12 protein-coding genes are annotated in these 15,743 nt (G+C 62.4%); all 12 read left to right on the top strand.

All coding sequences use genetic code 11. The annotated features are described in order from the left end of the window. The first annotated feature begins 10 nt into the window (after positions 1-10). The 12 genes from HF690_RS04285 to HF690_RS04230 all read left to right on the top strand — a co-directional run bounded on the left by HF690_RS04285 (position 11) and on the right by HF690_RS04230 (position 15,705). The gene (locus HF690_RS04285; protein WP_168608584.1) at positions 11-1,234 is read left to right on the top strand and encodes an ABC transporter permease; all 1,224 of its coding nucleotides are present in this window, start codon (positions 11-13) and stop codon (positions 1,232-1,234) included. A gap of 73 nt (positions 1,235-1,307) precedes the next feature. Then, positions 1,308-2,564 carry an ABC transporter permease gene (locus HF690_RS04280; RefSeq protein ID WP_338042872.1) on the top strand — a complete coding sequence of 419 codons (1,257 nt, stop codon included), beginning with the start codon at positions 1,308-1,310 and terminating at the stop codon, positions 2,562-2,564. Then, on the top strand, positions 2,516-3,787 hold the full coding sequence (locus HF690_RS04275; protein ID WP_240151584.1) for an ABC transporter permease: 1,272 nt from the start codon (positions 2,516-2,518) through the stop codon (positions 3,785-3,787). Before HF690_RS04280 ends, HF690_RS04275 begins: the two co-directional genes overlap by 49 nt. 279 nt (positions 3,788-4,066) lie before the next feature. Further along, positions 4,067-5,374 carry an ABC transporter permease gene (locus HF690_RS04270; RefSeq protein WP_168608581.1) on the top strand — a complete coding sequence of 436 codons (1,308 nt, stop codon included), beginning with the start codon at positions 4,067-4,069 and terminating at the stop codon, positions 5,372-5,374. 1 nt (position 5,375) lies between these two features. Continuing rightward, positions 5,376-6,608, top strand: a complete 1,233-nt coding sequence (locus HF690_RS04265; RefSeq protein ID WP_168608580.1) for an ABC transporter permease — start codon at positions 5,376-5,378, stop codon at positions 6,606-6,608. A gap of 226 nt (positions 6,609-6,834) precedes the next feature. Next, positions 6,835-8,133, top strand: coding sequence for an ABC transporter permease (locus HF690_RS04260; RefSeq protein ID WP_168608579.1), 1,299 nt, complete (start codon positions 6,835-6,837; stop codon positions 8,131-8,133). 2 nt (positions 8,134-8,135) lie between these two features. Continuing rightward, positions 8,136-9,362, top strand: a complete 1,227-nt coding sequence (locus HF690_RS04255) for an ABC transporter permease (protein WP_168608578.1) — start codon at positions 8,136-8,138, stop codon at positions 9,360-9,362. Between the two features lie 94 nt (positions 9,363-9,456). Continuing rightward, on the top strand, positions 9,457-10,710 hold the full coding sequence (locus HF690_RS04250; RefSeq protein WP_338042886.1) for an ABC transporter permease: 1,254 nt from the start codon (positions 9,457-9,459) through the stop codon (positions 10,708-10,710). Between the two features lie 63 nt (positions 10,711-10,773). After that, the gene (locus tag HF690_RS04245) at positions 10,774-11,952 is read left to right on the top strand and encodes an ABC transporter permease (RefSeq protein WP_338042871.1); all 1,179 of its coding nucleotides are present in this window, start codon (positions 10,774-10,776) and stop codon (positions 11,950-11,952) included. Between the two features lie 3 nt (positions 11,953-11,955). Continuing rightward, positions 11,956-13,254 carry an ABC transporter permease gene (locus HF690_RS04240; RefSeq protein ID WP_168608576.1) on the top strand — a complete coding sequence of 433 codons (1,299 nt, stop codon included), beginning with the start codon at positions 11,956-11,958 and terminating at the stop codon, positions 13,252-13,254. Between the two features lie 8 nt (positions 13,255-13,262). Continuing rightward, positions 13,263-14,501: an ABC transporter permease gene (locus HF690_RS04235; protein ID WP_168608575.1), complete on the top strand. Its 1,239-nt coding sequence runs from the start codon at positions 13,263-13,265 to the stop codon at positions 14,499-14,501. Between the two features lie 37 nt (positions 14,502-14,538). Further along, entirely contained in the window at positions 14,539-15,705 is a 1,167-nt protein-coding gene (locus tag HF690_RS04230; RefSeq protein WP_168608574.1) for an alpha/beta fold hydrolase, read from the top strand. Positions 15,706-15,743 lie beyond the last annotated feature (38 nt).

Genomic DNA, 15,743 nt, shown 5'->3' with positions numbered 1-15,743 from the left:
AGATACGACCATGCAAATCAAGCCCATTCTCTCCGCGCTGCGTCATCACAAGGCCGGCACGATCCTGATCGCAGTGCAGATCGCGCTCACCCTGGCCATCGTCTGCAATGCGCTGTTCATCATCCAGCAGCGCGTCACCCAGTTGTCCCGCAGCAGCGGTGTCGACGAAGCGCATCTGATCCGCATCCAGAACCAGTGGGTCGGCACCGACGACAAGGATATCGGTCCGCTGATGAAGGCGGATCTGGATACCTTGCGTCGCCTTCCGGGTGTGGTCGACGCCTACGCCACCAATACGACCCCGCTGAGCAACGGCGGCTGGTCCACGGGCATGAGCCTGAAGCCGGGCAGCAAGGGCGAGCGAACGATGACGGCAATCTATTTTGCCGATAACCACACGCTGAACACCCTGGGTCTGAAGCTGGTCGCCGGGCGCAATTTCCATGCTAGCGAAGTGGCCCCTCACATGCCGCACGACACGCTTCAGCCTCCCCAGGTCATTGTGACCAAGGCGTTGGCAGACAAGCTGTTCCCGGGTGGCCAGGCGGTCGGGAAGAGCGTGTATCTGGGCGATAAGCCCAGCATCATCGTCGGCGTGGTGGCGCGGCTGCAGGTACCCTGGGTCGGTGGCTGGGCCTCGAACTGGGAAGGTCAATCCACGCTGGTCCCGAGACAGTTGATGATGGGCGGCGCCAACTTCGTCGTGCGTGTGAAGGACGGTCAACTCGGGAAGATCGAACGCGCTGCGCCAGCGGCCTTGCTGGCATCCGACCGCATGCGCGTGATCGCCGATGATCATGGCGTCATGACGTTCACGCAGATGCGCCAGGATGTCTACAAGCGGGACCGTGGCATGGCCATCTTGATGGGCGTGATCTGCCTCGTGCTGCTGGGCATCACGGCTGCCGGCATTGTCGGTCTGACCAGTTTCTGGGTCGGCCAGCGCCGCAAGCAGATCGGTGTGCGGCGCGCGCTGGGCGCGACGCGGCACGACATTCTCAGCTATTTCCTGACCGAGAACCTGTTGATCGGCGTCACCGGCGTGGTGATGGGCGTGCTGTTGGCGATGGGCATGAACCAGTGGCTGATGCAGGCCTTCGAGATGCAGCGCATTTCCTGGCTGTGGGTCGCCGGTGGCGTGATCGTGTTGTTGTTGCTGGGACAGGCCGCGGTGCTGGCACCGGCGATGCGCGCCTCCCGCGTGCCGCCTGTGGTCGCTACGCGCACCGTGTGATGGCTCGGACCCAAGGGAAACGATGTTCTTCTACTATCTCCAACTGGCGGTCCGCAGCTTCAGGCGCAACAGAGTGCTTACCGTGCTGATGGTGCTGACCCTCGGGCTGGGTATCGGTGCTTCGATCACGACGCTGACCGTGCTGAAGCTGCTCTCGGGAGATCCACTCCCGACGCGCAGCGCGCGTCTGTTCACGCCTGTCATCAATCCGTGGGCTGCCGACAGCGAGGGCGCTGTCGAGCAGATGCCCCGATGGTGGGGCGACATGATGTCGTACACGGATGCGATGAGCCTTCTGCATGCGCGAAAGGCCAAGCGGCAAGCCGTGACGACCCTGACCAAGGCCAGGATCGCACCGACGAAGCCGGGGACTTATCCCTTTTTCGGTGGAGGAGTCCTGACCACGCCAGACTTCTTCGCCATGTTCGACGTGCCGTTCGCATACGGTGGCGGCTGGAGTGCGCAGGACGGCGAGAATCGGGCTCGCGTCGTGGTGATCTCCAGCGCGCTCAATAACAGGTTGTTCGCAGGTCGGGACAGCGTAGGCAAGATGTTGCGTGTCAACGATCACGAGTACCGCATCATCGGTGTGCTGAAACCCTGGGCTCCACAGCCGCGCTTCTACGCATTGAATTTCGGCGACACCTATGGCGACGGTGATGCCGTGTACCTGCCTTTGCAGTCGGCCCGTGCCAACCATATGTTGCCCACCAACTACAGCTGCTGGGGACCGGCCAACACGGCGCACATGGAAACGTCGCCGTGCGCCTGGGTCAATCTGTGGGTGGAGTTCGAGCATGCCGCCGATGCCCGCGCCTACAAACAGTTCCTCAAGCATTACGTACAGCAGCAGATGGCTCTGGGCCGGCTGCACCAACCCAGAGTTTGGCTCTACAGCCTGACGGGCTTCCTCGATCGCGAGCAGGTGGTGCCCAGTGATCTGCGTCTGCAGACCAACCTGGCTTTCGGATTCTTGCTGATCTGCATCGTCAACACCGTGGGGCTGCTGCTGGCGAAGTGTCTATGGCGTTCGCGCGAAATCGGTGTGCGCCGTGCCATGGGGGCCATGCGTCGCATGATCTTCGCGCAGTACATGGTCGAATCGGCCATCGTCGGCATTACCGGGGGCGTGCTGGGGCTCGTCTTCGCCGAGCTTGGGCTGCTGGCGATCCGGCATCAGCCCGCATCCTATGCGCACCTGGCGCACCTCGACCCATCCATGTTCGCCGCAACGTTCGCGGTCGCCCTGGTCGCCAGCCTCATCGCTGGACTGCTTCCTGCATGGCGTGCCTGCGTGGTGGTGCCGGCTCCGCAGTTGAAATCGATATGAGAGGCGCGTTTATGGACATCGCTCCGATCTTCGCCAGTCTGCATAAGCACAGGACACCGGTTGCACTGATCGTGCTCGAAATTGCCCTGGCGTGTGCGGTGTTCTGCAACGCCGTGTTCATCATCGGCCAGCGTGTCGCCGAACTGGGCATGTCCAATGCCATCGCTGAAAGCCACCTGGTGGTGATCAGCGTGAACGGCAGCAATCCGGATACGGCTCGTGCCGATATTCCTCGCAATCTGGCCGCGCTGCGCGGGATTCCCGGAGTCACCGGCGCCGCGGTCATGACGTCCATACCATTCGGTCAGAGCGCGGGCGTCGACGGTGTCTCCACGGGACCGGACAGCCAAGTGCATCCCGGCGCGTCCCGCTACATGCTGGGTGAGGGTGGTCCGCGCGTGCTCGGCCTGAGGTTGCTCAAAGGACGCTTTTTCGGCCCTGGCGAATATGCCGACAGCACGCTGCGGGGCGGCATGATGCCGAACGGACATGTCGTGATCATCACGCAGTCGCTCGCGCAACGGCTGTGGCCCTCGGGGCATGCGCTGGGGCAGCAACTCTGGGTCGGAAGCGAGAAGCACTACGCCGTTATCGGCGTTACCGCCGATGTTGCCCGTCCCGGTAGCAGTTCGATCGGACGGGGTTCCGCGCACTATGCCGTCTTTTTCCCCCTGGCTCCGGATCCGGCGTTCACGCAATACGTGGTGCGCAGCGCGCCGCAAAATCGTCAGCGCGTGCTGCATGCCGCCGAGGCGAAGCTGCACACGCTGGCGCCCAACATGGTGATCAAGGGGCAGACCTTCGCGCAGATCCGCGATCAGGCCTTCACTGCTACGCGCTCAATGGCGTGGGTTCTGGTTCTGGTGTGTCTGGTCATGCTCACCGTTACGGCATTCGGCATCGTCGGGCTAAGCAGTTTCTGGGTTCGGCAACGACGTCGGCAAATCGGCATCCGCCGGGCCATTGGTGCCACCAGGGCGAACATCCTGCGTTATTTCCAGACGGAGAATTTTCTGATCGTCTCACTTGGGATCGCGCTGGGTATGGTGCTCTCCTGGGGTGTGAACCTTTACTTGATGAAGCACTACGAACTGCCGCGCCTGCCGTGGCATTACCTGCCAGTTGGCGCACTGACGCTATGGCTGATCGGACAACTGGCCGCGCTAGGGCCCGCGCTGCACGCTTCGCGTGTGCCGCCGGTCGTGGCGACGCGATCGGTGTAGAGCATGCCGAGCCGAATGGATGCAAGGAGAAGAATGATGCACGCAATCACGAGCCAAATGGCTTCATGGGCGGAAAGAAAGGCCGCCTGCCGAATAGGGGACACGGCCGCGAATGTCGGCGCGGTGACCAACGGCGAAGAATGGCGCACCTCACCGAATCAGGCGCATGTACAGGTCTTGCGTGACTTTCAACGCGGCCAGATAGCCACGAGAGATGATTATGTGGATTAACTTCACGCGTAGCGAAAAATCGCGCGCTAAGGACAGCGGAGAAAGATAATGTTCGGATACTACTTGGATCTGGCTCTGCGCAGTCTCAAGCGCAACAAGGCGCTCACGGTGCTCATGATATTGGCTATTGCTGTCGGCGTCGGCGCCAGCATGACCACATTGACCGTGTTGCATGTGCTGTCCGGCGATCCAGTGCCGGGACGCAGCGCGCATCTGTACTACCCGCAGCTCGATCCACGACCCATGCAGGGTTACCAACCCGGCGAGACACAGCCCATGCGACAGGTGACCTGGATCGATGGCATGAACCTGTTGCATGCCGGGCGTGCTGATCGCCAGGCCCTGATGACGGGGGGCAGGGTAGCCGTGCAACCAGAGAATGCGACGCTCGATGCTTTCTATTCGGATGCGCGTTACACCACTTCTGGTTTTTTTCCCATGTTCGGGGTTCCTTTTCGTTACGGTCATCCCTGGAGCGCGTCCGATGACGAATCGCATGCTCGCGTGGTTGTGATTAGCGCAGAGCTCAACAACAAGCTGTTCGGGGGGCGAGACAGCACGGGCCAGACCTTGCGTTTGTCCGGACGCTCGATGCGAATCGTCGGAGTGCTCAGGGATTGGCGGCCCAATCCGCATTTTTACGACCTCACTCGCGGGAGCTACAACGAGCATGAGGGCGTGTTCGTACCCCTGTCGACATCGCAGGACCTGAATTTCGATCACATGGGAGGCATGAGCTGCTGGGGAAATGCTGGTGGCGGTTTGCATCCGAGCCACACATCGACCTGCGTGTGGCTGCAGTTCTGGGTCCAGTTGAATAGTCCGGCCAAGGTGGCGGCATACAAGTCGTTCTTGGTCCATTACTCCGAACAACAGAAGGCGCTGGGGCGGTTCGAAAGACCGCCAAACGTGCGGCTGCGCAATGTCATGCAATGGCTCGACTACAACATGGTCGTGCCCGGTGATGTGCGCCTGCAGACCTGGCTTTCGTTTGGTTTTCTCCTGGTATGCCTGGTCAACACGGTGGGCTTGATGTTGGCGAAATTCATGCGACGCGCAGGCGAGCTTGGCGTGCGACGCGCGTTGGGTGCTTCGCGGCGGGCTTTATTCGCGCAATTGTTGATGGAATCGGGGGTGCTGGGTCTGGCCGGTGGTTTTGGCGGCTTGCTGCTGACCTTTTTCGGGTTGTGGCTGGTGCGTCGGCAGCCGGATGGTTATGCGGCGTTGGCTCATCTGGATCCGACGATGCTGCTGGTCACGTTCGTTCTGGCCATCGGTGCGAGCTTGCTGGCAGGTGTCTTGCCTGCTTCGCGAGCTTGCCGGGTCACTCCCGCGCTTCAGCTGAAGGGAAACTGATATGGATATCCTGCCAATCCTCGCATCGTTGCGGCGCCACAAAGTGACCGCATTGCTGTTGATTCTTCAAATCGCGTTGACGTGCGCCATCGTCTGCAACGCTGTATTTCTGATCAGTCAACGTTTGCATCGCATGCAGCTGCCGAGCGGCATGGCCGAGCACGAACTGGTCCAGATCAGGCTCGGTTCCGTTGGAGACGGTTCCGATGCGAAGTCGCAGACGCAGGCCGATGTGGCGGCACTGCAACGGATTCCGGGTGTGCAACAGGTTGCGGTCGTCAATCAATTGCCGTTCACGGAAGGTGATGCATCGAATGGCGATCTGAAGCTCAAGCCCGGTCAGCAAACGTCGACACTCACCGTGGCGCAATACTTCGGTCAGAACGTGGTGTCCACGATGGGGCTTCATCTCCTGGCCGGTCGTAATTTTCAACCCGAGGAATATGTTGACCTCGATACAGCTCTGGCCTCATTGAACAACGGTTCGGCGCAGGGATTCCCGCAGACCGTGATCATCACGAAGGGGCTTGCCGAGCGACTTTGGCCCGGAGAGGAAGCGTTGGGCAAGACTTTCTATCTTGGCGGCGACATTCCGTTCCGGGTCATCGGCGTGGTGGCGGATCTGGCGCGACCGAACCAGTTCTACAACGGCATCGAGAACAGCATTCTCTGGCCGATGCGTTTGACCTTCGCTGAAGGCGGTAGCTATTTGATCCGCTGTGCGCCAGGAGCCAGGCGGGCGGTGTTGAAAGCGGGTCTGGCCAAGTTGAAGGAACTGGATCCGGGCCGCGTGGTGCTGGAAAAGCGCACCTACGACGATGCTCGAAGCGCCTTCTTTGCCCATGACAGTGCGATGTCGGACATGCTTCTCAGCGTGATCATTGCACTGCTGCTGGTAACCGGACTGGGCATCGTCGGTTTGGCCAGTTTCTGGGTTGGCCAGCGTCGGCGGCAAATCGGCGTGCGCCGTGCTCTGGGGGCGACGCGGGGTGACATCCTCCGCTATTTCCAGATCGAGAATTTCCTCATTGTCGGCTTCGGAATCGTTCTGGGCATGGCGATGGCGTACGGCCTGAGCCTTTTGCTGATGCAGCACTACGCGTTGCCTCGCCTACCGTTTGGCTATTTGCCGCTCGGTGCGTTGGCGCTGTGGCTGCTCGGCCAGTGTGCGGTACTGGCTCCGGCTTTGCGCGCCGCGGCGGTGCCGCCGGTTGTGGCTACGCGCACGGTGTAACGCAGGAGGTATCAACTATGTACAAATTGACTTTTCGATCCAGCGGTTTACAGCTTCGTGCTGTCGATGTGCCCTGTTTGCGTGTCACCGTGATCCCGTCTCGGGCCGCCAACGAGAGTGCGTGGGCGGCTTGTGCATGCGGCAGTGAAAAGGATGCGGCACACATTGATGCTCCTCCCGCTCTGTATCCCCGGTTGGCATGCGCTGACCCTACTGGTGCACGGTGATGTTTGCCTATTATTTCGATCTGGCCTTGCGCAGCCTCAGGCGCAACAGAATGCTCACGGCGCTGATGATTCTGGCTATCGCGCTCGGCATCGGTGCGTCGATGACCACGCTGACCGTTTTGCACGTGCTGTCCGGCGATCCGTTGCCGGGCAAGAGCGCCAAGCTCTATTACCCGCAGCTGGATCCACGCGACATGACCAACTTTCGTCCGGGGGAGGAGCCGCCGGAGCAGGTCAGCTGGATGGACGGCATGAACCTGCTCAAGGCCGGTCGGGCGGATCGGCAGGCGCTGATGGCGGGCGGGGCGGTGGCCATCGAGCCGCCCGACCCGGCGATCGCACCCTTCTTCGAGGACGCGCGCCTCACGACCCGCGATTTCTTCGCCATGTTCGACGTGCCGTTCTTGTACGGCCATGTCTGGAGCAAGGCCGACGACGGGAACGATGCCCGCAAGGTCGTACTTTCGCGAAGGATTAACGAAAAGCTGTTCGGCGGTGCGGATAGCACCGGCAAGATCTTGCGCATGGGCGGCAAGGATTTCCGCGTCGTCGGCGTGATCGACAGCTGGCGGCCGACGCCGCACTTCTATGACCTGATGACCGGCGACTATTCCGAGAGCGAGGGCGTGTACCTGCCGCTGCTCACGGGGATCGACATGAAGCTGCCGTTCAACGGTTCGCGAGATTGCTGGGGCAACGACACGAATGTCGATCAGAAGACTGCGCAATGCACCTGGCTTCAATTCTGGGTGCAATTGGATACGCCGGCGAAGGCTGCTGCCTACCGACAGTTCCTGGTCAACTATTCGCGCCAGCAGAAATCGCTGGGTATCTACCAGCGCGACCCGAACGTGCATCTGCGCAACCTGATGCAATGGCTGGACTACAACCATGTCGTGCCGTCGGATGTGCACCTGCAATTCTGGTTGGCCATGGGTTTCCTGATTGTGTGTCTGGTCAACACGGTCGGCCTGATGCTGGCCAAGTTCCTGCGACGCGCCTCCGAGCTGGGCGTGCGTCGCGCGCTGGGCGCCTCCCGGCGCTCGGTGTTCGCGCAATTACTGGTCGAAGCCGGCACAGTGGGTCTTGTCGGTGGTGTCGGTGGTCTGTTGCTGGCTCTGCTTGGCCTCTGGATCGTGCGCATGCAGCCCTCGGACTATGCCGCGCTCGCGCACTTGGACTTGCCAATGTTCCTGGCGACTTTCCTGTTTGCCATCGGTGCGACGCTGGTGGCCGGTTTGTTGCCGGCCTGGCGCGCCTGTCTGATCACTCCCGCCCTGCAGTTGAAGAGCAATTGATTATGGAATTCGGACCGATTCTTTCGACTCTTCGTCGCCACAAGATCACCGCCTTCCTGCTGGTGGCGGAGATCGCCCTGACTTGCGCCATTATCTGCAATGCCGTGTTCCTGATCAGCCAGCGCATGGAACGCATGAAGATGCCCAGCGGGGTGGCCGAACATCAGCTGGTTATGTTGCAAGTGGCCAACATCGGCAAGCAGCCGGATGCCAAGGCACGGACCGAGGCGGATCTCGCAGCTCTGCGCCGCATTCCCGGTGTGAAGCAGGTCGCGCTGGTCAGCCAGGTGCCGTTCACCAACAGCTCGTCCAACTCCAGCATCCGCCTGGATCCGAAGCAGAAACTGCCCACGCTCAATGCCACGCAGTACTTCGGTCAGGACCTGATCAAGACCTTCGGCGCGCAGTTGGTGGCGGGACGTGACTTTCGTCCCGATGAGTACATGGACTACGACGCCGTGATGCGCAACGTCGATCTGGTGCGGAACCGGACTCCATCGGTCATCATCACCAGCGAGCTGGCTGAACGGCTGTGGCCGGGGGAGTCCGCGCTGGGCAAGCGGCTCTACTTCGCCGACATCGGCGTGCGTGTGATCGGCGTGGTCAAGTCGCTGATCCGTCCCTCGCTGTTTCTCGGCGACGATGCGGCGCAATGGTCGATGGTGTTTCCGTTACGCATGAATACCGACAATGCGAGTCGGTATGTCTTGCGTACGGATCCACGGGATCGCCAGCGAGTGCTGGCTGCGGCGGCGACAACGCTGCGCAAGCTCGATCCGCACCGCATCATCCTGAAAAAGAGGACGCTCGACGAGATCCGTTCGGATTTCTTTCGCAATGACCGCGCCATGGCTGGCACGCTGCTGGGCGTGATCATTGCACTGCTGACGGTGACCGCGCTGGGCATCGTCGGCCTGGCCAGTTTCTGGGTGGCGCAGCGGCGTCGCACCATCGGTGTGCGACGCGCCCTCGGCGCCACGCGCAGCAACATTCTGCGTTATTTCCAGACCGAGAATTTCGTGTTGGCGACCATTGGCATCGCTATCGGCATGATGTTGGCCTGGGGCATCAATCTGTTTCTGATGCAGCACTACGAATTGCCTCGTCTGCCCTGGTTTTATCTGCCCGTCGGTGCGGTGGCACTGTGGCTGATCGGTCAGCTCGCCGTGCTCGGCCCTGCCTTGCGCGCCTCGAACGTGCCGCCGGTGGTGGCGACGCGCTCGGTGTGATTCGGCTAGGTAAGAAAACGGCATGACGATGTTCACGTATTACCTGGAACTGGCGTGGAGGCGTTGTCGCCAGAATGTGCCCATCGTATTGCTGGTGGTGCTGACTATGGCCATTGGCATCGCCTCGTGCATGACCGCAACAACTATTTTCGCGGCGCTGTCGGGCGAGCCACTTCCCGGCATCAGCGATCATCTGTACGTGGTCACCATGGATTCGCGCACGCAGGGCGATGCGAATGATGCGGCGTACGATACGCCGCAGAGTCTCCTGAATCTGCGCGATGCAAAGGCACTGGTCGACGCGCACCACGCAGACAGTCAATTTGCGCAGGCGCAGAGTCTGGCCCAGGTGTCCACGACCGATGGCAAGCACTCGGACCGGGTTATCGGCCTGCTCGGCTACGGTTCTCTGCTGTCGACGCTAGGCGTGCCGTTCCGCTATGGACGGCCGTGGACCGAGGCTGAGCAGACCGCGCACGCGCCTGTAGTGGTGATTGATGCCACCCTGGCCGAAAAGTTGTTCGGTACCAGCGATGCCGTCGGGCGCAGCGTCACCATGGGGACCGGAACATTCCGCATCATTGGCGTGACCGCTCCGTGGAAGCCGCGGATGCAGTTTCTCGGTCTGACTCAGAATGCGGGGAACCTCCTCGGTCAGGATATGCAGTTCTACGCGCCGGTCGGTGCCGCACTGGACCACGGCGTGGGGCCGCTCAATACGGGGAAGTGCGCGAAGAGCGCGCCAGTCGTCAATTTTCAGTCCACGCATGTCACCCACTGCCGCTGGATCGAGGTATGGGTGTCGTTGGACGCCCCGGCTCGGGCATCTGCCTACCGGGTTTTTCTTACGCATTACGCGCAAGCCCAGCATCAGGCCGGGCGTTTCGTGCAGGAGCCGAAGCCGAGACTGTTTGGGACGCAGGCCTGGATGGACCGCCTCAAGGCGATTCCGGGCGATGTGGGCCTTAACGTAGTGCTGGCGGGTGGTTTCCTGCTGCTGTGCATGATCAATGTCGCGGGGCTGCTGGCGGCGCGCTTCCTCCGTCGGCAGGGGCACGTGGCCATCCGGCGTGCGCTCGGTGCCTCACGTCGTCATGTGTTCATGCAGCACCTGGTCGAGGCCGGTGCCCTAGGCATGGCCGGTGGCGTGCTGGCCTTGCCGCTGACATGGCTCGGACTGTGGGTCGTCCGCATGCAGCCGGTGGCCTATGCGGCCGCGGCGCAGTTCAGTCCGGGCGTCTTCGCGATACTGGCTTTGCTTTCGTTGCTCGTGGGGCTGGCGGTCGGAATCCTCCCGGCGTGGCGTGTGTGTCGGCAGCCGCCAGCGCTGCAGATCAAGCTGGCTTAGGAGAGCCTCGTGCGACACCTTCTCGCTCCATTGCTTCGTCACCGGCTGATGCCGTTTCTAGTCGTGCTGCAGGTCGCGCTGGCCTGTGCCATTGCTTGCAATGCGCTGTTCCTCCTGCAGCAGCGTCTGAAACCGATTCTCACGCCCGATGGCATCGGTGAGCCGAGCCATTTGATCATTGCCTCGAAGATTATCTCGCGCGGGAAGCCCTGGGAAACCAGCCGGCTGCGCGATACCGAACGCGCCCTGCGCGGTTTGCCCGGTGTGGCGTCCGTCAGTGTGGCGGGTTCCCTGCCCATGGTGACCAATGCCCGCATGAACGGACGCGTTCAAGGTGTCGGACACGGGACGCGCGCGGATACGGCCATGTACATCGGCGATCACCTCGTCAAGACGCTGGACCTGAAGCTGGTGGCCGGGCGCGATTTCACTGCCGAGGAGGACGCGGTGCGCAATCACGGCGTCGGCATGCGCCAGGATGGGCCGGTCATCCTGACCCGCTCGCTGGCCGACAAGCTCTTCCCGGACCAGAAGGCCGTGGGGCAGACGTTGCAATTGGGCGACAAGCATCCGGCCGTGCGCACGGTCGTCGGTGTCGTCGCGCACCTGATGCGCAACGACTTCGGCGGCGGAGCGCATCGCAATCTCGACCACGCAATGCTTTTCCCGAGCATTCCTTCGGCCTGGCCGTTGCCGTCCATCGGGATTCGAGTTGCTGCCGGAGCGGATCCGCAGCAGGTGCGCAAGCAGGCGGAGAACGTCATCCAGCGCATGCTGGGAGACGGCATGGTACGGGGCATCGATCCGGCCTACGACATGTACGGCGCACTGCGTGATCAGGCTCTGGCGAGGTATCGGGCGTCGGTCTGGTTGCTGGCCGGAGTGTGTCTGGTCGTGTTGATCGTCACTCTGGCCGGGATCATGGGATTGACCGCGTACTGGGTACAGCAACGTACGCGGCAGATCGGTATTCGGCGCGCGCTGGGTGCGACGCGCCGGAGCATCCTGCGGGATCTGCAGGCGGAAAATTTCCTACTTGTCGGCTTCGGAAGCTTGCTCGGCCTGATGGCGGCTTACGGCGTGAATTTGTGGCTCATGCATCACTACGAATTGCCACGCCTGCCGTGGAGCTATCTGCCGGTGGGTGCGGTGCTGCTGCTCGTGCTCGGGCAACTGGCGGTGTTGTCGCCGGCCTTGCGCGCTGCACGTGTGCCGCCGGTGGTGGCGACAAGGAGCGTGTAAGGCATGGCCAAGGCATGCTATGCACTGCATCTGGCCTGGCGCGGCATGCGCCGGCATCCGCGCACCAGCGTGATGGTGGTGGCCGTGATGGCACTGGGGCTGGCCGCATGCATGAGCGTGCTGGCGATCTTTCACGCCCTGACGGCCGACCCGGTGCCGGGGCGGAGCGGGCAGACCCAGACGATTATCTTTCCCGCCAAAGGTCAGAAGCTGGAGTCGATCGAGGCGCTGATGCCCGTTGGCCCGGTGCAGCAAGTCGTCGATCGCCTGCCGGATCTTCCGGTCGCGGCGGTGGCGAGCGGCACGACGCGCGTGCGACCGTCGTCCGATCCGTCCAGAAAGAGTGAGTCGGACACGGCCGTGATGTTCGCGACGGCGCGAATCCCGAAGGTCTTCGGCATCTCGTTGCTGCGTGGGCATTGGTGGACCGCCGCCGATGATCGCAATGGCGCGCCGGTGGCCGTGATCGGTATCGATACCGCGCGGCGTTTGTTCGGTACGGACGATGTGCTGGGCAAGAGCATCCGTCTCGACAAGAAGCGTTTCCGAGTGATCGGCGTGCATGCCGCGTGGCGACCTGCGCTGAAGTTCTACTCGCAGCGTGGCGGGCAATATGCGCGTGACATGGCGGGAGTAATGGTGCCGCTATTGTCCGGGGATGGCGTCGACGTGCAGATGTACGGGATGAGCTGCCCGCTGTCGCAGCTCACCGACAAGTGGAAACAGTGCCGTTTCAGTCAGCTGTGGTCGTACGGACTCGACGCCGGGCAGCGACAGCGATTTCTGAGTGTTGCCACGCAGGTCGTGCAGGGCTTCTACAAGCCGCCGCCGGGCGTGACGCCGATCGCGTATCAATCTCGTTTGCTGAATGTGCGTGAATGGTTGATCCTGCAGCACACGGTACCCGACAGCGTGCGCGCCTACGTCTGGGTGGCGCTCGCGTTCCTTGCGCTGTGCCTGCTCAATGCGGCCGGCGTGCTGGCTGCTCGATTCTTGCGTCGCGGTGCGGAGCTGGGCGTGCGGCGTGCGCTTGGCGCTTCGCGCCGCGACGTGTTCGTTCAGCACCTGATCGAGTCCGGCAGTCTGTCGATGGTGGCCGGGGTGATCGCGCTCCCGCTGATGCTGGGCGCGTTTTCGCTGATGCGCGCGCAGAACATCCCGTACGGCGATCTGATCCGTTTCAACGTGAGCACGTTCCTCGCGTTGTGCGTCGCCACGCTGGTCACCGGCCTGGCGGTCGGCGTGTACCCGGCATGGCGCGCCGCGGTGGTGCCGCCGGCGCTTCAGGTCAAGCAGAACTAGGAGGCGGTATGAGCGGAATGCTGATGCTCAAGACCATGAAACGTCATGGATTCATACCGCTGATCGTGATCGCGCAGGTGGCGTTCGCGCTGGTGGTTCTGGTCAATACGGGCAGCTTGCTGCGGCAGCAGTTCGCACCGATGCTGGCCGCTTCCGGCGTGCCGGCCGGCGAAGTGCTGATCACGCATCAGCTGAATGCGCATGACAGCGATCGATCTCACTGGTCGTATGCGGACCTGCGCACCGCCGAGCGTGCGATACGCGCGATGCCGGGTGTGATCGCCGTCAGTGGCGGCATGGGAACACCCATGACGGTCGATCGCATGTTCCTGCACAACACGCTCAGCAACGCCCGGACCGGCCAGAACGCGGGTGCGGACATGTTCGCGGGCGATCATCTGGTCGGCGCGCTGGGCCTGCGTGTCGTGCGAGGTCGGGATTTCGATGAGTCCGACTACGTGACCGGCGGATTCATGGATATTTATCGGCAAGTGCGCACTGTCGTGATCACGCAAACGCTGGCGCACCGGCTGTTTCCCGGAGGGCATGCGGTAGGCCAGGGGCTGTGGTTGTCGCGCAAGCCATCCAAGGACAGGGACCCTCTGCGCGTGGTCGGCGTCGTCAATGACACGTTGGACAGCAATATGGCTGGAGGCCATGCACATAATCTGCTGCTTCTGCCGTTCCGCATGAATGGATTCGGTCAGGTGAGTTTTCTGGTGCGCGCCAAGCCGGCGCAACGTGACGCCGTGATGAAGCGGCTGCCCGCCGTGCTCGGACAGGCGTTGGGCATGCACGGCGCGCAGGCCGTCAAGGTCGAGCGTTACGAGGACGCGCGCGCGGCGAGGTTGCATGGCAACGCGGTGACTTCCTGGCTGCTGTTGGCGGTGCTTGCGACAGTTTCCGTCGTGGTGGTGCTTGGCATCACTGGCCTCAGTGGTTTCTGGGTGCAAAAGCGCACGCGTGAGATCGGCATCCAGCGCGCGCTGGGCGCACGGCGCGGCGACATCCTGCGGCAGTACCAGTTCGAGAATCTGCTGGTGGTATGCGTCGGTGCGGCGCTGGGCGTGTTGTTGGGGCTGATCGTGGCCGAATGGCTGCGTATGCATTTCGAGCTGACCTCGCCGCCGTTGATGGCATGGACGGTCGGTGCGCTGGTGCTGGTGATGTTCGGTCAACTGGCCGTGCTCGGACCAGCGCTGCGTGCTTCGCGCGTGCCGCCGGTGGTGGCCACCCGAGGCGCGTGAGCCGTCTACGCTTTTTTCTCATGCTTTTGGAGCAACCATGAAAATCCTGATTGTCCTGCTTGCGGTCGTGACGACTCTGGCGTCCGGTACGACTGCATACGCCGCCAGCGCCGCGAACCAGGCGGAGGCGTCGACGATGACGCGAGCCAGGGCCGTCGCCATCATCGCCGCCAATCAGAAAATCGTGTCGCCGCGCGGTATCGATGAAACCGTGAAGGTGCACATCGGCGGTATCGATCAGTGGCTGTCGATTCACGGTCGTGACACCCGCAACCCGGTGCTGCTGTTCCTGCATGGCGGGCCGGCGTCGCCGGACATGCCGCTGGCGTGGACGTATCAGTCGCCGTGGTGGGACTACTTCACCGTGGTGGACTGGGATCAGCGTGGGACGGGCAAGACCTATGCCTCCAACAGCGAGGCGAAGATGGCGCTGGGCATGAACATCCAGGATATGACCGACGATGCCGCGCAGGTGGTGCAGTACCTGCGCAAGCGGTTCGGCAAGCGCAAGATTTTCCTTCTGGGGCACTCGTGGGGCACGGTGCTGGGCGTGCGTCTCGCGCAGCGACATCCGGATTGGTTTTACGCGTACATCGGCGTCAGTCAGGTCGTCAATGCCCGCTCCAACGAGCGCGAAGGCTATGCATTCGCGCTGCGCGAGGCGAAGAAGCACGGCAATGCCGAGGCGGTGAAGGCGCTGCAGGCCATCGCACCGTATCCGGGGCCGGAGCTGACGCTCCAGCGGGTCGCGCTGCGCAGCAAGTGGGAGTCGTATTACGGCGGCATGGCCTGGGGACGGAAGAATTTCGCCTATGACGCGAATGCCTGGCAGTTGTCGCCGGACTACAGCGAGAAGGATCTGGCCGCGATCGGAAAAGGCAGCATGTTTTCGCTGAAATACCTGCTCAAGCCATTGCTGGGTGTGAATTTCGACGCAGTCACGCAGTTCCGCTGCCCGGTGATCCTGTTCGTCGGCGCGCACGACGAGACCACCTCGCACATACTGGCCGAGCAGTGGTTCGCCAAGCTGCATGCGCCGTACAAGCGCATGGTGATCTTTGCCGATTCGGCGCACATGGTGATGGAGGAGCAGCCGGGACGATTTCTGGTGCATTTGGTCGACGATGCTTTACCGCTGGCGCGGAAAGCCGGTGACGCCGCGCCGGCGGAAGTCGAGACGGGAACGGGTGTGTCGGCTCGATGACGCGAATCCGGGTGCGATTGCGCGGTAAGATGGCAACG

This window comes from Oleiagrimonas citrea (assembly GCF_012395255.1).
Classification (GTDB): Bacteria; Pseudomonadota; Gammaproteobacteria; order Xanthomonadales; family Rhodanobacteraceae; genus Oleiagrimonas; species Oleiagrimonas citrea.
Note: the sequence above shows the minus strand (reverse complement) of the source record. Positions and strands in the feature narration are given on the sequence as shown.